Below are 22,911 nucleotides of genomic sequence, written 5' to 3'. Positions count from 1 at the left end.
TCAGCCCGCCAGGCGCCGCCCGGCCTGCTCCAGGACGTCCAGGCGCTTGCCGAACGAGAAGCGCATCCACGAGGCGTACAGCCCCCGGTGCTCCGCGGAGGCGAGGGCCGGCACGGGCACGCCCACCACGCCGGCCCGCTCGGCCAGCACCGGGGCCAGGTGCTCGGCGTCCTCGACCCCGTGCCGCTCGCACAGCCCGCGCACGTCCGCCACGACGAAGAACGTGCCCTGCGGCTCGAACGGCTCCGCGCCCGCCGCGGCCAGGCCCCGCACGAGCACGTCCCGGCGGCGCCGGAAGTCCTCGGTGAGCCGGGCGTAGAAGTCGTCGGGCCCGCGCAGGGCGGTGGCCGCCCCGATCTGCAGCGGCGTGGCGGCGCTGTGCGTGAGGTAGGCCTTCGTGGCGCGCACGGGGCCCACGAGGTGCGCGGGCCCGCTGACCCAGCCCACGCGCCACCCCGTGGCCGAGAAGGACTTCCCCACGGAGGAGACGGTGAGGGTCCGCCCGAAGGCCTCCGGCAGCGCGGCGAGCGGGCGGTGCCCGCCCGCGTAGCGCAGGTGCTCGTAGACCTCGTCGGTCACCACCACGCAGTCGTGCTCGGCGGCGAGGCCGGCCAGGCGGGACAGGACGACGTCGTCGAACACGGTCCCCGTGGGGTTGTGCGGGTCGTTGAGGATCACCATGCGGGTGCGGGGCCCGAAGGCCGCGGCGAGGCGCTCGAGGTCCGGGGCGAAGCGCGGCGGCTCGAGGGGGACCGTGACCAGCCGTGCGCCCGCGAACTCCACGACGGCGCCGTAGAGGTCGTAGTGCGGCTCGAACACCACGACCTCGTCCCCGGGCCGCAGGAACGCGAGCAGGCTCGCCGCCAGGCCCTCGGACGCGCCCACGGTGACGACGACGCCGGAGCCCGGGTCCAGGTCGATCCCGTAGAACCGGCGCTGGTGCTCGGCGACGGCCTCCTGCAGCAGCGGCAGCCCCGCCACCGGGGAGTACTGGTTGCCGCCGCCGTGCAGCGCGCCGGCGGCGGCCTCGAGCATCTCCTGCGGCCCGTCGACGTCCGGGAAGCCCTGCCCCAGGTTGATGGCGCCCGTCCGTGCGGCCAGCCGCGACATCTCCTCGAAGACGGTTCCGGAGAGCTCCCCGGTGCTGGTGAGCAGGCCGCCTCCCCGGGCCATGCGCTCCCAGGGGGGACCGGTCGGGGACGGGGCGGCGGCGTCGGTGGCATCCATGGCCGCCAGTCTAGGGTCCCGTGCCGGCTCCCGGGGGCGGGCCGGCGCCGAGCCGCACGAGGGTCTCCGCCAGCCCCTCGACGAACACCGGGAGGTCGGGCACCACGTCGGCGTCGGCCACCACGTCGACGCCCAGGGCGCCCGCGTAGGAGACCACCCCCACCGCGAGGGCCAGGTTGCCCTGCACGGCGCCGAGCTGGAAGAGCTCGCGCACCGGCGCCCCCGCGAAGCGCAGCGGCGCCGAGGGGCCGCGCACGTTGCTGAGCAGGAGGTTGACGAGCCGCTGCCGGTCCATGACGCGGACCGTCCAGCGCTGGGCGAGCCGGCCGCCGGGCCGGTACGGCGGGCGGGTCCTTTGTGCCGCGGTCGTCGCCGCGATCCGCCGCAGCCGCGCGGCGGGGTCGGGCTCGTCCACGGGCACGGCCACCACGCGCACGCCCGTCCGGTTGCCGCCCACGGGGTCTCCCGGAGCGCGCACGGAGGCGACCACCGAGACCTTCAGCTCCGGCACGCCGGCCAGCTCCCCGCGTGCGGCCAGCAGCCGCCGGGCCCCGCCCGCCACGGCGGTGAGCACCACGTCGTTGACCGTCCCGCCGTGCCGGTGGGCCAGCTCCCGGGCCGCCTCGAGGTCCGCGCGCACGAGCGCGGCGCCGCGCCGCGGTCCCACGGGGCGGTTGATGGACAGCGCCGGGGCGCGCCCCTCCGCGAGCGCGCCGCGCAGCTGGGCGGCCCGCCCGCGCAGACGGGCCGCGGCGCGGGCCGGGACCTGTGCCGCACCACCGGCTGGCCGCGCGCCGGCCGGCGCGCCCAGCCCGCCCGGTGCGCCCGGCACGACCGGTCGGCCCGGTGCGCCCGTCCCGCCGCCGGGGACGGCGGCCGGGTCGAACAGGGGTGCGAGCAGGCTCAGCGCCGCCAGACCGTCGGCGAGCACGTGGTGCCACCGGATCAGCAGGCCGAGCCGGCCGTCGGCGAGCCCGGGGAGCAGCCACAGCTCCCACAGGGGCCGGTCCCCGGGGAGGGGGAGTGCGTCGATCCCCGTGCACGCCCGGAGCAGGGCCTCCTCGTCCCCCGGGGGCGGCACCGGGCGGCTGCGCACGTGCCGGGAGACGTCGAAGACGGGGTCGTCGAGCCACACGGGCCGTCCGCCGCCGGGCCGTGCGAGCACCTGGCGGAGCCGCCGGACGTCCCGGGTGCGCCGTTCGACGTGCTCCCGGACGGCTCCGAGCCGCACCTGCCCGCCGGGACCGAGGAGCGGGGCGGCCTCCAGGAGGGCCAGGGCCGCGGCGTGCATGGGCACCCCGTGCCGCTCCACCCGCAGGTTGGCCTCGTCCAGGGCGCTGATCCGCTGCCCGGGCCCCACCCGGCGGCGCTGGTGGCTCATGGCGGTGCTCCGCTCTCGCAGGACGGGTCCTCCGCCCTCCACGGTACGCCGCCGGGGCTCGGCGCGCCCCTAGGATGGCACCCATGCACCGAGTGATCTGCCCCGGCTCCTTCGACCCCCTCCACAACGGCCACGTGGAGGTCGTCGCGCGCGCCGCGGCCCTCTTCGACGAGGTCGTCGTCGCGGTCTCCACCAACCCGCACAAGCGCTACCGCTTCGACGCGGAGCGGCGGCTGGCCCTGGCGCAGGAGAGCTTCGAGGGCGTCGCCGGCGTCGTCGTCGAGCCCATGGGCGCCGGCCTGCTCGCGGAGTACGCGGCGCAGCGCGGGGCGGTGGCCCTGGTCAAGGGGCTGCGCTCGGGGGAGGACTACGAGTACGAGGTGCCGATGGCCACCATGAACCGCCACCTCACGGGGGTGGAGACGGTCTTCCTGCCCGGCGACCCCCGCTTCCTGCACCTGTCCTCGACGCTCGTGAAGGAGGTCCAGGGCCTCGGCGGGGACGTCTCCGGGTTCGTGCCGGCGCCCGTGCTGCGGGCCCTGCAGGGCTGAGCGGGACGGTCTCGTCCCGGCGCGCCGGGAGCCGCCCCGTTTGAGAACGCGCGGCACGGCACGCTAACATGGTCTGTCGGTCAGAATTTCACCAGGAGTCAGTCATCAGTCGCGAGAACAGTTCGCCCCTCACCATCGGTGTCCGGGACCTCGAGCACCGCCCGGGGACGATGCGACGCCTGGAGGAAGTTGTGCCCGCGCCGGAGAACTTCGGCAACGCACTCATCGGCGCCCCGGAGGGCTCGGACATCGACCTTGACCTCCGGCTGGAATCCGTCCACGACGGGATCCTGGTGTCCGGCACCGCCGTCGTGGCCATCCACGGCGAGTGCAGCCGGTGCCTCGACCCGATCGACTACGATCTGGACGTCGACGTGCAGGAGCTCTACGTCTTCGACGCCGCCACCGACGGTGGGGAGGAGTCCGAGGACGACCAGATGTATGAAGTTCAGGACGAGAGCATCGACCTCGAACCCATGCTTCGGGACGCAGTGATCACACAGCTGCCGTTCCAACCGGTGTGCCGGGAGGACTGCCAGGGGTTGTGCGCCCAGTGCGGCGCGCGCCTGGAGGACGACCCGGGTCACCACCACGAGGTGCTCGATCCTCGCTGGAGCGCCCTGTCGGGGCTGCTCGAGCAGGACACCTCGACCCAGACGACCGAACCGAGAGAAGAGAGATAGCCGTGGCTGTTCCCAAGCGGAAAATGTCCCGTGCGAATACCCGTGCACGCCGTTCCCAGTGGAAGGCGACCGCGCCGAAGCTGGTCAAGACCGTCGAGAACGGCAAGGTCAGCTACAGCCTGCCGCACCAGGCCAAGGTCGTGACCGACTCCGCCGGGACCGCGCTGTTCCTGGAGTACAAGGGCCGCAAGGTGGCCGACGCCTGACCACGGTGAACTCCACCGCGACATCTCAGGACCTGCTGGAGCGTCTCGGCGTCGACATCGACGCCGGGACGCTCCGTCTTGCCCTGACCCACCGCTCCTACGCGTACGAGCACGAGGGGCAGGGCCACAACGAGCGGCTCGAGTTCCTCGGCGACTCCGTGCTGGGCCTCGCGGTCACCGACGAGATCTTCCACCGCTATCCCGACGACTCCGAGGGCAACCTCGCGAAGATCCGCTCGGCGGTGGTGAGCACCCGCACGCTGGCCGAGCTCGCCCGGTCCCTGGACGTGGGGCCCCACATCCGCCTGGGCAAGGGAGAGGTGCGGACCAACGGGCACGAGAAGGCCTCGATCCTCGCCGACACCATGGAGGCGCTGATCGGCGCCGTCTACGTGAGCTCCGGGCTCGCGGCGGCCCGGGCGTTCGTGCTGCGGCTCGTGGTGCCCCTGCTGGAGGACGGCTTCGTGATGAGCGAGGGCCGGGACTGGAAGACCGAGATCCAGGAGCTCGCGGCGGCCCGCGGCCTGGGTCCCGTCCGCTACGCCGTGGAGGGCACGGGCCCCGACCACGACCGCCGCTACGAGGCCCACGTGCTCGTCGGCGGCCAGGACCACGGCACGGGGACCGGCACCACCAAGAAGGAGGCCGAGCGCTCCGCCGCGGCGCAGGCCTGCGCGACCCTGGTCGCCCGCCGGGGCGGCTGAGCGCGTGCCCCGGAGCCCCCGTGCCTGAGCTGCCCGAGGTCGAGGTCGTCCGCCGCGGCGTGGAGCGCTGGGTGGTCGGCCGCCGGATCGAGTCCGTGCAGGTCCTGGACGCCCGCTCGGTGCGCCGCCACGAGGCCGGCCCCGTCTCCTTCGGGCACGAGCTGGACGGCGCGGTCGTCGCCGACGCCGTGCGCCGCGGCAAGTTCCTGTGGCTGCCCCTGACCGCTGCGCACGGCGCGCCGCCGCAGGAGGCGCTGCTGGTCCACCTCGGGATGAGCGGGCAGCTGCTGGTCAAGGACGCCGGGCTGCCCGACGAGAAGCACCTGAAGGTGCGGCTGGGCCTGTCCGAGCGCCCCGGCACCCCGGCGGAGCTGCGCTTCGTGGACCAGCGGATCTTCGGCGGCATGCTCCTCGACCGGCTCGTGCCCACCGGCGACGGCGCCCCGGGCGGGCGCTCGGCCACGGGCGCGCCCCTGGTGCCCGCCCGGGCCGCCCACATCGGCCGGGACCCGCTGGACCCCGCCTTCGACGCGGAGCGCTTCCACGACCGGCTCCGCCGGCGCCGGACCGGGCTCAAGCGCGCGCTGCTGGACCAGTCCCTCGTCTCCGGGATCGGCAACATCTACGCGGACGAGGCGCTCTGGCAGGCCCGCCTGCACTGGGCCCGGCCCACGGACACGCTCCGGCGGCCCGAGACGATGCGCGTGCTCGGGGCCGTGCGCGAGGTCATGGACCGCGCCCTGGCGGCGGGCGGGACGAGCTTCGACTCCCTCTACGTCAACGTCAACGGGGAGTCCGGGTACTTCGCCCGCTCCCTCAACGCCTACGGCCGGGCCTCCCTGCCCTGCCCGCGCTGCGCGGACGAGGGACGGAGCGCCCTGATCGTGCGGGAGCAGTTCATGAACCGCTCCTCCTACCGGTGCCCGGTCTGCCAGCGCACGCCCCGCAACGCCCGGTTCTGACCGGGCGCCGCGCCGCGCGGGCTCAGGAGTCCCCGGCGGCCGTGGACCCGGTGGCGGGCATCGGGGCGTCGTGGGCGCCCAGCGGATGGGTCCGGTAGTACGCGCGCAGCCGCTCCATGCCCTCCTCGACCGTCACGGACGGCGTCCAGTCGAGGACCTCGCGGGTGCTCTGCTGCTCGAACCAGTGGGCGGTGGACATCTGCTCGGCCAGGAAGGCCGTCATCGGCGGCTCGTCGGCCCCCGGGCGCAGCGCCCACACCTTCTCGATGACCCGGCCGGCCAGCCGGGCCACGGCGCCCGGGACCCGGCGTGCCGGCGGCTCCACCCCGGCCGCCCGGCAGAAGCCCGCCACGAGCTCGCCCACGGTGCGGGGCTGGCCGTTCGTGACCACCAGCGCCTGCCCGTGCGCCCACTCGATCCGCTCCAGCGCCCGCACGATCGCCTCGGCCGCGTTGTCGATGTAGGTGGTGTCGATCAGCGCCGCGCCGTGGTCGAGCAGCGGCAGCCGCCCCCGCGCCGCGCGGTCGACGATCCGCTCGACGAGCTGGGTGTCGCCGGGGCCCCACACGATGTGCGGGCGCACGGCCGTGACGCGCAGCCCGCGTCCGTCCGCCTCGAGGGCGAGCAGCTCGGCCGCGGCCTTGGACCGGGCGTAGTCGCCGCGGGCGTGCACCGGGTCGGCCGGCCGGGCGGACTCGCCCACGATGGAGCTGCCGGTGTGGGCGACCGACGGGGAGGACACGAACACCACGTTGTCCACGCCCGCCGACCGCGCGGACTCCAGGACCACGCGGGTGCCGGTCACGTTGGTCAGCACGAACTCGTCCCAGTCCCCGGCGAAGGAGACCTTCGCGGCGAGGTGGACGACGTCGTCGACGCCCTCCACGGCCCGCGCGACGGCGTCCGGGTCCGCGACGGAGCCCAGGACCTCCTCGACGTTCGGCTGGTCGGCCAGCGGCGCGTGCCCGCGCTGGAGCAGCCGGACCGTCCACCCGCGGGCCGCGAGCAGCCGCGCCACGTGCTCCCCGAGCATCCCCGAGGCGCCGGTGACGAGCACGGTCCGCCCCTCCCCGGTCAGCTCCTGCCGCCCGCGCTCCACCTCGTGGCTGCCGGTGCCGGCCGGTGGGGCGCCCTCCGCCACGGAGGCGTCGTAGGCGGGGACCTTGTCGTCGTGCGCGCCGTCCTGGCGGTGCTTGCCGTTCACGGGTTCCTGATCCTTCCTCCGGCCAGGGCGGAGTCCGCCCAGCGGGCCAGCAGGGCTCGGTCGATCTTGGAGTTGTGCCGGATGTCGGTGGGGTGCTCCGGGAGCACGAGCACGGCCGCGAGGTCCAGGCCCGTGGCCTCGCGCACCGCGGCGCGCACGGCGCCGGAGAGCAGCGGGTCCGCAGGGCCCGGGCGGGAGGCCGGGGGGACGGTCTCCACGACGGCCACGGGCACCTGGGTGCCCGCCGGCCCGACCCCGACCACGGCGGTGCGGCCGACCCCGGGCACGGTCTGCGCCGCGTGCTCCGCGGCGACCGGCGTGAGCACGCCGCCGGCGGCGACGATCACGTGGGCGAGGCGGCCCTCGACCCACAGCCGGCCGGCGGCGTCGAAGTGCCCGACGTCCCCGGTGCGGTGCCAGCCGGGCAGCTGGGTGCTCAGGTGCTCCGTGTACCACAGCCGGTCGTAGCGGTCCTTGACGTGCGGGGCGCGGGCGACGATCTCGCCGGTGATCCCGGGCTCCGTGGTGATCTCGTCCGCGGGGACGCCGTCCGGACGCAGGGCGGTGACGCCGAGCTCGCCGCCGTGCACGGCGGTGCCCACGCACACGCCGTTGCCGGCGCCGGCCACGGCGGTGCCCCGGCTGTCCCGGTCCGCCTGCCGGATGGTCCCGAGGGTCACGTCCGTGAGGGGCAGCCCCTCGGTCATGCCGTAGGGGGTGTGCAGCGTCGCCGCGGGCACGAGCTCCTGCAGCTGCGCCAGCAGCGGCTCCGGCAGGGGCGCCCCGGCCGAGAGCACGAGCTCCACGAGCTCCAGGGCCCGCCGCTGCCCCTCGTCCAGCTCGTGCCGGGTGGCCAGGACGTTGGCGATCGCCGCGGGGGAGAGGAACACCGCCGTGGCCTGGATGGCCGAGGCGGCGTCGGCCAGGGCGCGGGCCGTGAGGGTCTTCGGCGCGGTCACGTCCATGTCCGGGGTCACCGAGGTGGTCCCCATCGCGGGCCCGAGCAGCGCGAACGGGGCGAAGCCCGCCACGAGCCCCGTGCCGGCGGCGAGCCCGTAGGTGCCCCGGACGGCGTCCCGCATGGCGGAGAGCTGGCGGTGGGTGTAGACGACGCCCTTGGCCGGGCCCGTGGAGCCCGAGGTGAACAGCACCGCGGCGTCCGTGTCCGGGTCCGGGGCGGGCAGCTCCGGCCGCGGGGCGGAGGCCAGCAGCCCGGGGACGTCGTGCGCCACGCCGAGGGCCCGGCGGGACACGGGGTCGAGGGCCTCGAGGGAGATCCGGGTGCCCGGCCAGCCGAGGGCCCGGCCGGCGACGAGCGCCCTGCGGATGCCCACGAGCCAGGCCGGGGCGGCCCCCCGCAGCGCCCGGGTGAGGCCCTTCGGGCCCAGGCCGGAGTCCGCCACGACGACGACGGCACCGATGCGCAGGCACGCGTAGAGCAGCGCGGTGAGGTCCGAGCCCGGCGGCACCATGAGGCTCACGCGGTCCCCGGGGCGCACGCCGATGCCGGTCAGCCCGGCGGCGAGGCGGTCCACGCGATCGGCGAGCTCCGCCCAGCTCAGGCTCGCCCGCACCGGCGGGACGCGGGCCCCCGCGTGCGGGTCGCCCGGGGTGGGCGCCATGTCCACGACGGCGAGGCCGAGGTCGGCCCGCCGCGCGTCGAGCTCCGCCGGGAAGGGGACGTGCTCGGCGCGCGCGGTGGCGCGGCGCCGCAGGTGCAGCTCGCGGCGGCCGGGGCCGGGGCCGAAGCGGTCGGCGAGCCAGGCCATGATCGGGGTCGCGACGTCCCGGTCCTCCGGCAGCAGGTGCAGGGCGCCCTCGAAGCGGTGGACGTCGGCGTGCGGCATGCGGCGCACGAGGTCGTGCAGGTAGCGCTCCTGGAACACGGGGTCCCCGGTGCCCCAGAGCAGCAGGGCGGGGACGTCGCGCTCGGCCACGCCGGCGGCGATCTGCTCGTAGCGGGCGTGGGAGGGGTGGTCCGCGGCGGCGGGGATGTCGGCCACGAAGTTGCGGATCGCCTCGCGCCGGGCCCGCGTGGCGTACGGGGCCCGGTAGGCCGCCCGGACCTCGCGGGACAGCGTGGGCTCCGCGAGTGCGAGGGCCACGTCGAGGAAGCTCGTGGTCCGCTCCGTGAGCAGCCCGTGCGCGGCCGGGGCCAGCGCCAGCCGCAGGGAGGCGGGGATCTGCTCGGCGTTGTCGTGGTGCACGGCGGTGTTGGTGAGGATCGTGGCGCGGTGGACGTCCGGGTGCTCCAGGGCCCAGCCGGAGGAGACGAGCCCGCCCCAGTCGTGGGCGAGGGTCACCAGGGGACCGGGGCCCGCGTCCAGGCCGAGCTCGGCCGTGAGGTCGCCCAGGTCGCGGACCCGGTCGTCGAGGCGGCGGAAGAGCCCGGTGCGCTCGGAGAAGCCCATGTCGAGCTGGTCCACGGCCACGACGCGCCAGGGGTTCGCGGGGTCGGTCCCGGCGGCCAGCACGTCGCGCCACAGGTAGGACCAGGTGGGGTTGCCGTGCACAGCCAGGACCGTGCCCCGCGGGGTGAGTCCCGCGGCCTCGAGGGAGGCCGCGTTGTCGAGGACGTGCCAGCGGCGGCGCCGCCCGGGGACGGGCTCCACGGGGGCGCTCGAGGCGACCGTGACCGTGCGGGACCACGCCGGGTCCACCCCGGGCAGGGGCACCTCCGTCATGGGCAGCCGCGCCGCGTCCGGCTCTCCGGTCTGCGGGGTCGTGGACGGTCGTCTGCGTGCCATGGTCGTGGGGCTCCTCGAAGGGTCTCTCGTGCGGGGGCGTCTCGGGCGGGGCGCCGGCGTCAGTGCCGGCGGGTCACCAGTCGATCTCCATGTAGGTCGCGTTGAGCCCGGAGCCCACGCCGAGCAGCAGCACCCGCTCGTCCGGCCGGAGCCGCTCGGCCTCCAGCGCGAGGGTCATGGGCAGCGCGGCGGCCGCGACGTTGCCCCAGAACGGGAACGTCAGCGGGAACTTCGCCGGGTCGATCCCGACATCCTGGAACAGCTTGTTGGTGTGGGACATGGACACCTGGTGGCCGATGTAGCGGTCCATGTCCGCCCAGTCCCAGCCGTCCTCGTGCGCGTCCCGCCAGGCGTCCGCGAGCAGCCCCACGCCGTGCTTGAGCAGCCCCGTGGCGTCGGTGTACATGCCGTCGAAGCCGCCGATGCACAGCCCGTGGTGCTCGGTCGCGGAACGGGTCACGGAGCCCGCGATGCGGTGGCCCTCCGGGTGCCGGTCGGCGGGACCGACCACGGCGGCCGCCGCGCCGCAGCCCAGGGTCAGGGTCGCGAACTCGCGCACCACGTCCGCCCGGGTCACGTCCGGACCCTGCAGCCGCTCGTACGTCTCGCGGTGCCAGGGGGTCGGGTCCTCGCCGGCGACGACGACGGCGTAGTCGATCGCGCCCGAGTCGATCATCGTGGCGGCGATCGTGAGCCCGTTGACGAAGCCGAGGCAGGCGTTGGTGACGTCGAAGTTCAGGGCGGAGGGGGCCAGGCCGAGCCGGTGGTGAACGGACACCGAGACCGCCGGCTCGTAGCCGTCGCGGGTCACCGAGGCGTTGATGAGCAGCCCCACCTGGTCCGGGCGCACGCCGGCCCGCTCCAGGGCCGCCTCGCCCGCCTCCACGGCGCCGTCGGTGAAGTGCCGCCCGTCGGCCCAGACGCGCCGCTCGTTGACGCCCGCGAGCCGCTCCAGCAGGCCCTTCGGCATCTTCAGCCGCGCGAAGGTGTCCGCCAGGACCTCGTCGGCGTGGGACGAGGGCACGGCCACGTCGGCCTCGACCTTGGTGATGGCCAGGAGGGCGGCGTTGCGGTGACGGATCGAGGAATTACCGGTCAAGGTCTCTGGCTTTCGTTAGGGTCTCGCCGACGCCCCGGCCCGCCCGGGGAGGGGCGCGGTCGCAGGGAGGGCAGGTCGTGCTGGTCGCGGCCAGTCTACCGGCCGGTTCCGCGGCCGCGGCCCGGGCCCGGCCGTTTCTCTGTAGGCTGATCATCCGCCGCGGTCGCCGTCCGCGCGGGCCGGGCCCCGGGCTCCGCGCGCCGGCGCCGGTCGCGTCCGCCGTCCCCTCCGCCGTCCCGGACGCCGCCCTCGTCGCCGCAGCGCCGTCCGGGCGCCCGAGTACAGTGGTGGCGACCCCCGACGCGCCCACCCCAGGAGACCGGACACCCGTGCACCTGAAGACCCTGACCGTGCGGGGGTTCAAGTCCTTCGCCTCGGCCACCACCTTCGAGTTCGAGCCCGGGGTCACCGCCGTCGTCGGCCCCAACGGCTCGGGCAAGTCCAACGTGGTCGACGCCCTGGCGTGGGTGATGGGGGAGCAGGGCGCCAAGTCCCTGCGCGGCGGGAAGATGGAGGACGTCATCTTCGCCGGCACCGCCGGCCGGGCCCCGCTCGGGCGCGCGCACGTGTCGCTGACCATCGACAACGCCGACGGCGCGCTGCCCATCGAGTACGCCGAGGTCACGATCTCGCGCACGCTGTTCCGCTCCGGGGGCTCCGAGTACGCGATCAACGGCCGGCCGTGCCGGCTGCTGGACATCCAGGAGCTCCTCTCCGACTCGGGGCTCGGCCGCGAGATGCACGTCATCGTGGGCCAGGGCCAGCTCGACCGCATCCTGCAGGCCACCCCGGAGGAGCGCCGGGGCTTCGTCGAGGAGGCCTCGGGCATCCTCAAGCACCGCCGCCGCAAGGAGCGGACGCTGCGCAAGCTCGAGGCGATGCAGGCGAACCTCGACCGGCTCGAGGACCTCACCGGCGAGATCCGCCGCCAGCTCACCCCGCTGGGCCGCCAGGCCAGGACGGCCCGCCGCGCCCAGCGGATCCAGCACGACGTCCGCGACGCCCGGGCCCGGCTGCTGGCCGACGACCTCGTGCAGGCCCGCACGAGCCTCGCCGTCGACGAGGACGCCGAGCGCCGGCTGCGCGCCGAGCGCGCCGACGCCGAGCAGGCCCTCGACGCCGGCCGCGCCCGCCAGGCCGACGTCGAGGCCCGCGCCGCCCAGGCGACGCCCGCCCTCAACGCCGCCCGGGACACCTGGTACCAGCTCACCGCCGTGCAGGAGCGCTACCGCTCCCTGGCCTCGCTCGCCGCCGAACGGCGCCGGCTGCTGGGCTCCGCCGCCGAGCCGGCGGAGCCCGGACGGGACCCGGACCGGCTCGACGCCCAGGCGGCCCGCACCCGGGAGGAGCAGCGCCTGCTCCTCGAGCAGGTCGAGGACGCCGTCGACGCCCTCGCCGAGGCCATCCAGGGTCGCGAGGACGCGGAGGCCGCCGCGCGGGACCAGGACGCCGTGGTGACGGGCCTGCTCCGGGCCGCCGCCGACCGGCGGGAGGGCGCGGCCCGGCTCACCGGCGCGGTCGCGGCGGCCCGCTCCCGGGTGGAGGCCGCCGAGAACGAGCTCTCCCGCCTGCACGCCACCCACGCGGACGCCGGACGGCGCCGGGTCCGGGCCGCCGCCGAGGCCGACAGCCTGGCGCTCGCGGCCCAGGACGCGGCCGGCGCCGCCGACAGGGCCCGCGCCCGGCACGAGGAGGACGCCGCGGCCGCCGCCGGGGCCCGCGCCGCAGCGCGGGAGGCCGAGGCCGCCGCCCAGGAGCTGCTGCGCGCCCACGACGCCCAGCGCGCCCGCGCCGAGACCCTGCGCGCCGCCCTGCGCCAGCCCGACGGCTCCGCGGCCGTCCGGGAGCGGCACGCCGACGCCGTGCTCGGCGCCGTCGTGGACCTCGTCGACGTCGAGCCCGGCTGGGAGCGGGCGGTCACCGCCGCCATGGGACCCTTCGCCGAGGCCCTCGCCGTGCGCTCGCACGGCGCGGCCGTCTCCGTCCTCGAGTCCCTGCGCGCCGACGGCGTGGGCCGGGTGCACCTGCTGGTGGCCGGGGCCGCCCCCGAGCGCTCCGGCCCGGCCCCGGCGGTCCCGGACCGCCCGGGGGTCCGACCCGCCGCGGCCGTGCTGCGCGCCGGCACCCCGGCGGGAGCCGGCGACGACACCGGCGACGACACCGACGACGACGCCCGGCGCGGCGCGGCCGCCGTCCGGGCCCTGCTCGCCGCGACCGTGCTCACCGAGGACGCCGCCACGGCGGCCCGGGTCGTGGCCGACGCGCCCGGGCTCACGGCCGTCACCCGGGGCGGGGACGTGTTCACCGGCACCAGCGCCTGGGGCGGGGCCGCGGAGGCGGCCGGCGCGCTCGAGACCCGCGCCGCGGCCGAGGCCGCCGAGGCGGAGCAGGCCGAGCTCGCCACGGCCCTCGAGGAGGCCCGGGCCGCGTCCCGGACGGCGGCCGAGGCCCGGGACACCGCCCGCCGGGCCGCCGAGGAGACCGCGGGGCTCCTGCGCACCGCCGAGCGCACGGCGGACCGGGCGGCGTCCGAGCTCTCCCGGGTCCGGGCCGTGCTGGACTCCGCCGAGGCGGAGACCCGCCGCTTCGACGAGCAGGTCGCCGCCGCGCAGGAGCACCTGGCCCGGGAGCAGGATCGGCTGCGGGAGGCCGCCGAGCGGCTCGAGGCCGCGGAGGAGCACGGCCCGGAGGACACCGAGACCGCCCACCTCGAGGCCGTCGCCCGCCGCGACGAGCTGCACCGGGCCGCCACCGCGGCCCGCACCGCGGAGACGGAGGCCCGGCTGGCCCTGCGCTCCCTGGAGGAGCAGGCCCGCGCCCTCGGCAACCGGGCCGCGTCCCAGGAGCGGGCCGCCGCGTCCGAGCGCCGGGCACGGGAGGAGGCGGAGCGCCGGGCGCGCCGCCGCCGGCTGCAGGCCCGCAACGCCGAGGCGGTGCTCGCCGGGGCCGAGCAGCTGCTCGGGCTCGTGGCGGCGTCCGTGACGGCCGCCGCCGCGGAGCGGGACCGGGCCGAGGCGGTCCGGGCCGGGCTGGACGCGGAGCTCACGGACCTGCGCGCCGCGAACGACCGGCTCGCCGCGCGGCTCGCCGAGCTCACCGACTCCGTGCACCGGGACGAGCTGGCCCGCACCCAGCAGCGCGCCCGGGTCCAGGCGCTCGAGGACCGCTCCCTCGAGGAGCTGGGACTCACCCCGGACACGCTCGTGGAGCACTACGGGCCGCACCTGCCGGTCCCCGGGCCCGAGGCGGCGCAGGAGCCGGCGGCGGCGCAGGACCCCGGGCCCGCGGGCTCCGCGTCCCCGGCGGCCGACGACGGCCAGGAGGCCCTGTTCGGCGCCCTCCACGACACCGGGTCCGGCGCCGTGGAGGGCGCTCCCTACGTGCGCGCCGAGCAGGAGCGGCGGCTGCGCCGGGCCGAGAAGGAGCTCGCCTCCCTGGGGCGGGTGAACCCGCTGGCGCTGGAGGAGTTCGCGGCCCTCGAGGAGCGCCACCGCTTCCTGGCCGAGCAGCTCGAGGACCTCAAACGGTCCCGGCAGGACCTGCGCAGCATCATCCGGGACGTCGACGAGCACGTGGAGCGCGTCTTCACGGAGGCCTACGCCGACACCGCACGGCAGTTCGAGGGCGTCTTCGCCACCCTGTTCCCCGGCGGGGAGGGCCGGCTGCGCCTGACCGACCCCACGGACATGCTCAGCACCGGCATCGACGTCGAGGCCCGCCCGGCCGGGAAGAAGATCAAGCGGCTGTCCCTGCTCTCCGGCGGGGAGCGCTCGCTCACGGCGATCGCGCTGCTCGTGGCGATCTTCAAGGCCCGGCCCTCGCCCTTCTACGTCATGGACGAGGTCGAGGCGGCCCTCGACGACCGCAACCTCGGGCGCCTGCTGAGCATCTTCCGCCAGCTCCAGGAGACCTCGCAGCTGATCATCATCACCCACCAGAAGCGGACCATGGAGATCGCCGACGCCCTCTACGGGGTGGCGATGCGCGGGGACGGCGTGACCACCGTCATCGGCCAGCGGCTCGCCGAGCTGCGCTGAGCCCACTGCGGCACGGCCCCGTGCCGGCGCCCGCTACTGCTCGGCGCCCCGCGCGGACGTCGTGCCGGACCGCTCCATCGTGTCGCGCACCGGCAGCCACGCCCCGGCAGCCAGCAGCATGATCGCCCCGGAGACGCCGAATGCCCAGCCGAAACCGGCGGCGTCGGCCAGCGCCCCGGCCACCACGGGCCCCAGGATCTGCCCGGCGTCGGCGCTCATCTGGAACCGGGCCAGCACCGGCCCGCCGGCCCGGTCCGGTCCGATGACGTCCGCCACGGTCGCCTGCTGGCCCGGGTTCAGGGTTCCGGAGCCCATACCGGCCACGAGCGAGAGCACCACGAACCACGGGACGTCCTGCACCAGGCCCAGCGCCATGGTCGCGGTCCCGTTGAGCACCAGGCCGCTGAGCACGAGCGGCCGGCGCCCGAACCGGTCCGTGAGCCGGCCCGTGACCGGCAGGGCCATCGCGTTGCCCGCCGCGTACACGGCCAGGGCCAGCCCGGCCACGGCCGGGCCGGCCCCGAGCACGGCGACCGCGAACAGGGGCACGAGGGCCACCCGGATCCCGTGGGCGGTCCACCCGTTGGCGAAGCTGGAGACCAGGGCGGAGCGGTAGGCCCCCACCCGGCGGGCCTCCGCCACGGTCATGACCGGCTGGTTCCGGCGGTCCTTGCCGCCGCCGAGGACCTCGTCCCGGAGCCGGAAGTGCACGACGGCCACGGCGACCAGCAGGGCCACCGCGTAGATGAGGAACGGCACCTGCATGCCGAAGCCGGCGAGCAGACCGCCGACCACCGGGCCGAGCACCCCGCCCACCAGGAACGCGGAGGCGTAGTAGCCCGAGACCCGCCCGCGCATCCGCGGCGGGGCCAGCCGCACGATCAGGCCCATCGCCGAGATCGTGAACATCACGGAGCCGATCCCGCCGAGGCCCCGGAACAGCAGCAGCTGCCAGTAGGTCTGGGCGAACGCCGTGGCCGCCGAGGACAGCGCGACGATGAGCACGCCGGTCACATAGGTGGGGCGCTCGCCGATCCGGTTCAGGATCCGCCCGCCGGCCGGGGCGAAGAGGAGGCGGGCCACGGCGAAGACGCTCACCACGGCCGACGCGGCCGCCACGCCGACCCCGAAGGTCGTGGCGAACTGGGGGAGCACCGGGGCCACGATGCCGTAGCCGATCGCGATGACGAAGGCGGCGGCGATGAGCACCGTGATCTGCTGGGGGACGCGGTCGCGGCCGGGGGCGGCGGCTGGGGGCTGAACAGGCACCCGTCGAGTCTAGGACCCCGGGCGGCGCCCCCGGCCCCGCGGCCACCGGCCCGCGACCGGGCGGTGTGAGAAGCTGGGAGGCGTGGATTCGATACCCGTTCTCGCCTACGTCCTCATCGCCGTCGTGGTCCTCGGGCTGCTCGGTCTGGTCCTGCTGCGGGGCCCCAAGGCGCCCCGCGGCGGCTACCCCTCCACCCGGGACCCCGACGACCTCGAGGGCGGTCCGGTCGCCGCCCCGGGGGACCTGGAGCCCGGCACCGCCCCGGTCCCGCCGGAGACCACCCGGCCGGCCCTCGACCGCCCCGAGTCGGCGGCGTCCCGGATGGCGCGGCTGCGCGGGCGGCTGGCCAAGTCCAACAACGTCTTCGGCAAGGGCCTGCTGGCCCTGCTCTCGCGCGACCGCATCGACCAGGACGTCTGGGACGAGATCGAGGAGACGCTGCTGCTGGCCGACCTCGGCACGGACGCGTCCCTGGACCTCGTCGAGGCCCTCCAGCGCCGGGTCAAGGTCGAGGGCACCCACGACCCCGCCCACGTGAAGGCCATGCTCCGGGAGGAGCTCGTCGCCCTGGTCGACCCGTCCATGGACCGGTCCCTGGCCGTGCACCGCAAGGGGCCGATCCCCGCCGTCGTCCTCGTGGTGGGCGTCAACGGCGTCGGCAAGACCACCACCGTGGGCAAGCTCGCCCGCGTGCTCGTCGCCGAGGACAAGGACGTCGTCCTCGGCGCCGCGGACACCTTCCGCGCCGCGGCCGCCGACCAGCTCTCCACCTGGGGCGCCCGGGTGGGCGTGCCCACCGTGCGCTCGCAGGTCGAGGGCGCCGACCCCGCCTCCGTGGCCTACGACGCCGTGACCACCGGCATCGAGCACGAGGTGGACGTCGTGATGATCGACACCGCCGGCCGGCTGCAGAACAAGGCGGGCCTGATGGACCAGCTCGGGAAGATCAAGCGGGTCGTGGAGAAGGCCGCGACCGTCGACGAGGTGCTGCTCGTCATCGACGCCACCACCGGGCAGAACGGGATGACCCAGGCGCGGGTCTTCGCCGAGGTCGTCGACGTCACCGGCATCGTCCTCACCAAGCTGGACGGCACCGCCAAGGGCGGCATCGTGGTGGCGATCCAGAAGAGCCTCGGGGTGCCCGTCAAGCTCATCGGCCTCGGCGAGGGGCCGGACGACCTGGCGCCCTTCGAGCCGGAGAGCTTCGTGGACGCCCTGCTCGACTGATCCGTCCCCCTTTCCCCCCACACGCCCGCCGCAGTTCACGTACGCGTAACCATTGCGGCGGGCGTGAAACATGTCCGCAACGCCGCGCGGCGGCGGACGAAACATCTCTCTCGGAGACTCGACAGGGAACGGTGAGCACCGGACGGCCCCACGGGGCACGGGCCAGTGGCACCGGTGACCTGACAACTTTTCAGAGAGAGGTGCACATCGTGGATATCACCGCTGGACACGTGTGGACGATCGTCGCGGCAGCCATGGTCTTCTTCATGACCCCGGGACTGGCCCTGTTCTACGGAGGGATGACCCGCGCCAAGGGCGTCCTGAACATGATGATGATGAGCTTCATCTCCATCGCGTTCGTCTCCGTGGTGTGGGTGCTGTGGGGCTACTCCATGAGCGGCGGGGACCCGCTGCTGGGCGGGCTCACGGGCAGCCCCGTGCCGTCCTTCGCCCTGGGCGACGTGCTGGGCAGCGAGGACCTCCTCGGCGCCGCCTACGGCGGGACCTTCGCCATCATCACCGTCGCCCTGATCTCCGGGGCGATCGCCGACCGGGCCCGCTTCGGCGCCTGGGCCGTGTTCGTGCCCGTCTGGGCCACGCTCGTCTACGCCCCCCTGGCCTACATGGTGTGGGGCGGCGGGCTGCTCACCGAGGACGGGGCCGTGGGCTCCGTCCTCGGTGAGGCCATCGACTTCGCCGGCGGCCTCGTGGTGCACATCAACGCCGGCGTGGCCGCGCTCGTCCTCATCCTGATCGTCGGCGCCCGCCAGGGCTTCGGCAAGGACCCGAGCCAGCGCCCCCACAACCTGCCGCTCGTGATGCTCGGCGCCGCGATCCTGTGGTTCGGCTGGTTCGGCTTCAACGCCGGCGCCGCCGGCACCGCGGAGCAGGCCGGGCTCATCTGGATCAACACCCTCGTGGCCCCCTCCGCCGCGATGCTGGGCTGGCTGCTCACCGAGCGGATCCGCGACAAGCACGCCACGTCCCTTGGCGCCGCCTCCGGCGCCGTGGCCGGGCTCGTGGCCATCACCCCGGCCTGCGCCAACGTCTCCCCGGTCTGGGCGATCGGGATCGGCTTCGTGGCCGGCATCTGCTCGGCGCTCGCCGTGGGGCTCAAGTACCGGCTGCGCATGGACGACTCCCTGGACGTGATCGGCGTGCACCTGGTCTCCGGCGTGGTCGGCACCGTGGCTCTGGGCTTCGTGGCCCTGCCCTCCGAGGGCACGGCGGGCCTGTTCTACGGCGGCGGCTTCGGCCTGCTGCTCACCCAGGTCGTGGCGGTGCTCGTCTCGGTGCTGTACTGCGCGGTGCTGACCTTCGTCATCGCCTTCGTGATCGACCGGACCATCGGCTTCCGGATCCCCGTGCGGGACGAGATCGACGGCATCGACATCACCCAGCACGCCGAGTCCGGCTACGCGCTGGCCGGCGACGCCACGGGCTCCTTCACCCCGGGCCGGCACACCGCCGGCGGGGACGCCACGTCCTTCGAGCCCGGCCGCTCCGAGCCCGTGCACAGCTGAGCCGTGCGGCGGCCGCCGGCACATCCCCTCCTCACGAAAGGCACTCCTCCCATGAAACTCGTCACCGCGATCGTGCGCCCGGAGAAGTTCAAGGACATCAAGTCCGCGCTCGAGTCCTACGGCGTCCAGGGCATGACCGTCCAGAACGTGCACGGCTACGGGCAGCAGCGCGGGCACACCGAGGTCTACCGGGGCGCGGAGTACACGGTGGACCTGCTCGAGAAGGTCCGGGTGGAGATCCTCGTGGACGACCACCAGGCCACCGACATCGTGGACGTCATCGTCTCCTCCGCCAACACCGGCCGCGCCGGTGACGGCAAGGTCTGGGTCACGGACGTGCACCAGGCCGTGCGCGTGCGCACCGGCGAGCGCGACGAGACGGCGCTCTGAGCCCACCGGGCCCGACGGCCGGTCCCCTCCACCGGGAGGGGACCGGCCGTCGTCGTCGCCGCGGCGAGGGCGGAGGGCCCCGCACCGCCCGGAGTTGCTAACCTTGGACACTGACCCGCCACACCGGGCCGGGCCTCGGCCCGCGGCGCAGACCGCGGCGCACCGGCCGCCTCCCTCGACGAAAGCAGCTTTCGACCCGTGTTCAATTCACTGTCCGACCGGTTGACCGCCACCTTCAAGAACCTCAAAGGCAAGGGCCGCCTGACCGAGGCGGACGTCGACGCCACCGTGCGGGAGATCCGCCGCGCCCTGCTCGACGCCGACGTCGCCGTGCCGGTCGTGCGCGAGTTCACCGCCGCGGTCAAGGAGCGGGCCCTGGGGCTCGAGGTCTCCGAGGCGCTGAACCCCGGCCAGCAGGTCGTGAAGATCGTCAACGAGGAGCTGCAGAACATCCTCGGCGGGCAGACCCGCCGGATCCGGATGGCCAAGACCGGCCCCACGATCATCATGCTCGCCGGCCTCCAGGGCGCCGGCAAGACGACCCTGGCCGGCAAGCTCGGCAAGTGGCTCAAGGGCCAGGGGCACCGGCCCCTGCTCGTGGCCTCCGACCTCCAGCGGCCCAACGCGGTCACCCAGCTGCAGGTCGTGGGCGAGCGCGCCGGGGTGCCGGTCTACGCCCCGCACCCGGGCACCACCTCGGAGTTCGACGACCCGACGGGCGATCCCGTGCAGGTCGCCCGCGACGGCGTGGCCCAGGCCCGCGCGCGCCTGCACGACGTGGTCATCGTGGACACCGCCGGCCGGCTCGGCATCGACGAGGCCCTCATGGAGCAGGCCCGCGACATCCGCGACGCCGTGCGCCCCGACGAGGTGCTCTTCGTCATCGACGCGATGATCGGCCAGGACGCCGTGAACACGGCCCAGGCCTTCAACGAGGGCGTCGACTTCACGGGCGTGGTCCTGTCCAAGCTCGACGGCGACGCCCGCGGCGGCGCCGCGCTGTCGGTGGCCTCCGTGACCGGCAAGCCCATCATGTTCGCCTCCACCGGCGAGAACGTCGACGACTTCGAGCAGTTCCACCCGGACCGCATGGCGTCCCGCATCCTCGACATGGGCGACGTCCTCACGCTGATCGAGCAGGCCGAGAAGCAGTGGGACCGCGACGAGGCCGAGAAGATGGCCCGGAAGTTCACCGACCAGGAGGACTTCACCTTCGAGGACTTCCTCGCCCAGATGCAGCAGCTGCGCAAGATGGGGTCGATGAAGAAGATGCTCATGATGATGCCGGGCGCCGCCGGCATGCGCGAGCAGCTGGAGAACTTCGACGAGCGCGAGATCGACCGCGTGGAGGCCATCGTCCGGTCCATGACCCCGCACGAGCGGGTGGCGCCGAAGATCATCAACGGCTCCCGCCGCGCCCGCATCGCCAAGGGTTCCGGCGTCACCGTCTCCGAGGTGAACCAGCTCATGGAGCGCTTCGCCCAGGCGCAGAAGATGATGAAGCGCCTGGCCCAGGGCAAGAGCGTGCCCGGCATGCCCGGCGGCATCCCCGGGATGCCCGGGGCGGGCGGCGGCCCGAAGAAGGGCAAGGGCAAGGGCTCCGCGAAGAAGGGCGGGTCCCGCTCCGGCAACCCCGCCAAGCGGGCGCAGGAGAACGCGGCCCTCGAGCAACAGCGGAAGCAGAAGGCGCCGGCCGGGTCGGCGTTCGGCGCCGCCCAGGGGCAGCCGGAGCCCGCGGACCTGAACCTGCCCAAGGGCTTCGAGAAGTTCCTGGGGCAGTGATCGCGCCGTGAGCTCCTACCTGTCCGAGAGCGAGCTGAAGCAGTTCGTGGACTCCCTGCCGACCCGCCGCCTCGCCGCGGAGGCCCTCATCCGCGACCCCGCGGGCCGGGTGCTGATCGTCGAGCCCAACTACAAGTCGGACTGGACCGTGCCCGGCGGCACCGTCGAGGCGGGGGAGGACCCCCGGACCGGGTGCTTCCGCGAGGTCGTCGAGGAGGTCGGCCTGCACCTGCCCGAGGGCCGGCTGCTCGTCGTCCACCACGGCGTGGCCATGGGGCTGTGGGGGGACTCGGTCTCCTTCGTCTACGACGGCGGCGTCATCGGCGCCGACACGCCCATCACGGTCCAGGAGGAGGAGCTGCTCAGCCACCGCTGGACCGCCCCCGCGGAGCTGGACCGGTACCTGCGGCCCGGGCTGGCCCGCCGGCTGCGGGCGGGGCTGGCGGCCCTCGAGGACGGGACCACGGCCGAGCTCGTCGACGGGCCCGCCTGAGCGGATCCGCGCCGCCGGGGACGCTCCCCGGACCCGTGGGGCGTCCCCGGCGACGGCGTAGCATGGGGCCATGACCTCACTCCCCGCCGACGACATCGCATCCCCCGCCTCCACGTGGGACCTGGTGCCCGCCACGGTGCTGTGCGCGACGGAGGCCACCGCGTCCGACGGCTCCGGGCTGCGGCCCACCTGCGAGGGGATGCGCAGGATCATCGCCCACCACCGCCTCATCAGCGCCTACGCCGAGGGCCCCCGCGCCACGCAGCTGATGTTCCTCGCCGACGCCGAGGGCCGGCTGGCGCAGGCCGCCGAGGACGGCTCCGTGGCCACCGGGTGCACCCTCGACGAGCTCTCCTCGACGCTCGCGCGGATGACCGGCCAGCAGCTCCGGCCCGAGCACCCCGGGCTGCGCCGGGTGCTGCTCGTGCGCCTGGACGCGCCCGAGCTGCCCGTGCTGGCGGCCCTGTCCGGCACCGGGTTCACCGCGGTGTCCCGGCACGGCTGGTCCGTGGTGGTCTTCGACGCGGAGGTCGACTTCTGGGCCGTGCGCACCGGTCTCGCGGAGACCGCCGTGGCGCTGTCCTCGGACGGGGCCACCCGCTCCTTCGAGGTCCTGCTCGCCGGGGAGGACCCCGCGTCCGTCACCGAGCTGGAGGCCGCCGACGCCGTGTGCGCCCTCGAGTGGGGCCCCGAGTGGCTCCCCGCCGGCGGGGTGTCGGTCGAGGCCGAGGAGACGCCGGCCGCCCGCTTCGAGCGCGATCTCGTCCGGCTGTGCTCCGGCGGCACCTCGGACCTGCAGATCGAGTCCGTGGCCTCGGTCTTCGACCTCGACCCGGCCGAGACCAACCGGCTGCGCAACTACGTGCTGGGGGAGTCCACCGACCTGGTCCTGGAGTCCGTCCTGCAGCTGCTGGGCCTGCCCGTGCTGGCCGCCAAGGTCGTGGAGGGCCGCCGGGAGCTCGCGGGGACCGAGGGCGCCGAGCACTACGAGCCCACGGGCGTGGGCCCGGCCCTGCTGCGGGGGATGACCATCGAGCCCACCGGGGACGGGCTCCTCGCGCGGTACCAGCGGGCCCTCGTCCGCCGGCCGGAGCTCCTGCTGGCCGTCGCGGGCACCGAGACCGCCCTCGGGGTGGGGCTCGCCGGGGCGGCCCGGCGCGGCGGGGCCGGGGCACGCGTGCTCGGCACCCTCTCGGCGGCGCTGCTCGCGGACGCCGCCGCGGAGAGCGCCTACTACGCCGCCCTGCGCGGCGCGCGCCGCCGCCGGAGCGAGGAGCAGCCCCCGGCCGCCGGGACGGCGGAGCGGCTCCCGGAGGCGCCCCCCGCCCCGGGCTCGCGGGCACGGCTGCGCCGCTTCTTCGGCCTGCACCGCGGCTGAGCCCCCGGCGCGGGATCCCCCGCGGGGCGGAGTTCCGCGCCCGCCAC

The 22,911-nt window shown here is 75.5% G+C and carries 18 protein-coding genes; 12 read left to right on the top strand and 6 right to left on the bottom strand.

The genetic code is table 11. From position 1 onward, the window contains the following. Entirely contained in the window at positions 1-1,227 is a 1,227-nt protein-coding gene (locus AVL61_RS12375; RefSeq protein WP_058874632.1) for an aminotransferase class I/II-fold pyridoxal phosphate-dependent enzyme, read from the bottom strand. Positions 1,228-1,237: 10 nt separating this feature from the next. Further along, entirely contained in the window at positions 1,238-2,608 is a 1,371-nt protein-coding gene (locus AVL61_RS12370; protein ID WP_058874631.1) for a wax ester/triacylglycerol synthase domain-containing protein, read from the bottom strand. An 83-nt stretch (positions 2,609-2,691) separates the two neighbouring features. On the opposite strand from AVL61_RS12370, the gene coaD reads away from it, so the two are divergent. From coaD to mutM, 5 genes are all read left to right on the top strand, one after another. After that, positions 2,692-3,159, top strand: a complete 468-nt coding sequence (gene coaD / locus AVL61_RS12365; protein WP_058874630.1) for a pantetheine-phosphate adenylyltransferase — start codon at positions 2,692-2,694, stop codon at positions 3,157-3,159. A 170-nt stretch (positions 3,160-3,329) separates the two neighbouring features. Next, positions 3,330-3,842 (top strand): YceD family protein, encoded by a 513-nt coding sequence (locus AVL61_RS12360; protein ID WP_331457121.1) that lies wholly within the window; start codon positions 3,330-3,332, stop codon positions 3,840-3,842. A gap of 2 nt (positions 3,843-3,844) precedes the next feature. Continuing rightward, positions 3,845-4,048 (top strand): 50S ribosomal protein L32, encoded by a 204-nt coding sequence (gene rpmF, locus AVL61_RS12355; protein WP_058874629.1) that lies wholly within the window; start codon positions 3,845-3,847, stop codon positions 4,046-4,048. A gap of 5 nt (positions 4,049-4,053) precedes the next feature. Further along, entirely contained in the window at positions 4,054-4,752 is a 699-nt protein-coding gene (gene rnc, locus AVL61_RS12350; protein WP_058874628.1) for a ribonuclease III, read from the top strand. Positions 4,753-4,772: 20 nt separating this feature from the next. Further along, positions 4,773-5,714, top strand: coding sequence for a bifunctional DNA-formamidopyrimidine glycosylase/DNA-(apurinic or apyrimidinic site) lyase (mutM, locus tag AVL61_RS12345; RefSeq protein WP_058874627.1), 942 nt, complete (start codon positions 4,773-4,775; stop codon positions 5,712-5,714). 22 nt (positions 5,715-5,736) lie between these two features. Here mutM and AVL61_RS12340 read toward each other — a convergent pair whose 3' ends face one another. The 3 genes from AVL61_RS12340 to AVL61_RS12330 all read right to left on the bottom strand — a co-directional run bounded on the left by AVL61_RS12340 (position 5,737) and on the right by AVL61_RS12330 (position 10,764). Continuing rightward, entirely contained in the window at positions 5,737-6,918 is a 1,182-nt protein-coding gene (locus tag AVL61_RS12340; RefSeq protein ID WP_082697135.1) for an NAD-dependent epimerase/dehydratase family protein, read from the bottom strand. After that, the gene (locus tag AVL61_RS12335) at positions 6,915-9,602 is read right to left on the bottom strand and encodes an alpha/beta fold hydrolase (RefSeq protein ID WP_058874626.1); all 2,688 of its coding nucleotides are present in this window, start codon (positions 9,600-9,602) and stop codon (positions 6,915-6,917) included. Before AVL61_RS12335 ends, AVL61_RS12340 begins: the two co-directional genes overlap by 4 nt. A 136-nt stretch (positions 9,603-9,738) precedes the next feature. Then, on the bottom strand, positions 9,739-10,764 hold the full coding sequence (locus AVL61_RS12330) for a 3-oxoacyl-ACP synthase III (RefSeq protein WP_058874625.1): 1,026 nt from the start codon (positions 10,762-10,764) through the stop codon (positions 9,739-9,741). A gap of 329 nt (positions 10,765-11,093) precedes the next feature. Here AVL61_RS12330 and smc point away from each other — a divergent pair, with 329 nt between their 5' ends. Beyond that, entirely contained in the window at positions 11,094-14,801 is a 3,708-nt protein-coding gene (smc, locus tag AVL61_RS12325; protein ID WP_058874624.1) for a chromosome segregation protein SMC, read from the top strand. 33 nt (positions 14,802-14,834) lie between these two features. On the opposite strand, the gene AVL61_RS12320 is transcribed toward smc, so the two are convergent. Continuing rightward, on the bottom strand, positions 14,835-16,070 hold the full coding sequence (locus AVL61_RS12320) for an MFS transporter (protein WP_058874623.1): 1,236 nt from the start codon (positions 16,068-16,070) through the stop codon (positions 14,835-14,837). 82 nt (positions 16,071-16,152) lie between these two features. Between AVL61_RS12320 and ftsY the strand changes: the two genes are divergently transcribed. The 6 genes from ftsY to AVL61_RS12290 all read left to right on the top strand — a co-directional run bounded on the left by ftsY (position 16,153) and on the right by AVL61_RS12290 (position 22,864). After that, positions 16,153-17,298 carry a signal recognition particle-docking protein FtsY gene (ftsY, locus tag AVL61_RS12315; protein ID WP_058874622.1) on the top strand — a complete coding sequence of 382 codons (1,146 nt, stop codon included), beginning with the start codon at positions 16,153-16,155 and terminating at the stop codon, positions 17,296-17,298. Positions 17,299-17,507: 209 nt separating this feature from the next. After that, positions 17,508-18,821, top strand: a complete 1,314-nt coding sequence (locus AVL61_RS12310) for an ammonium transporter (RefSeq protein WP_231738406.1) — start codon at positions 17,508-17,510, stop codon at positions 18,819-18,821. 51 nt (positions 18,822-18,872) lie between these two features. Further along, on the top strand, positions 18,873-19,211 hold the full coding sequence (locus AVL61_RS12305; RefSeq protein WP_058874620.1) for a P-II family nitrogen regulator: 339 nt from the start codon (positions 18,873-18,875) through the stop codon (positions 19,209-19,211). Positions 19,212-19,409: 198 nt separating this feature from the next. Continuing rightward, a complete protein-coding gene (ffh, locus tag AVL61_RS12300; protein ID WP_058874619.1) occupies positions 19,410-20,993 on the top strand; it encodes a signal recognition particle protein in 1,584 nt (527 codons plus the stop codon). A 7-nt stretch (positions 20,994-21,000) separates the two neighbouring features. Next, positions 21,001-21,486, top strand: a complete 486-nt coding sequence (locus AVL61_RS12295) for an NUDIX domain-containing protein (protein ID WP_058874618.1) — start codon at positions 21,001-21,003, stop codon at positions 21,484-21,486. A gap of 70 nt (positions 21,487-21,556) precedes the next feature. After that, the gene (locus AVL61_RS12290) at positions 21,557-22,864 is read left to right on the top strand and encodes a hypothetical protein (protein ID WP_058874617.1); all 1,308 of its coding nucleotides are present in this window, start codon (positions 21,557-21,559) and stop codon (positions 22,862-22,864) included. Positions 22,865-22,911: the final 47 nt, after the last annotated feature.

The sequence above is a fragment of the Kocuria rosea subsp. polaris genome, assembly GCF_001483755.1.
Lineage (GTDB): Bacteria > Actinomycetota > Actinomycetes > Actinomycetales > Micrococcaceae > Kocuria > Kocuria cellulosilytica.
Note: the sequence above shows the minus strand (reverse complement) of the source record. Positions and strands in the feature narration are given on the sequence as shown.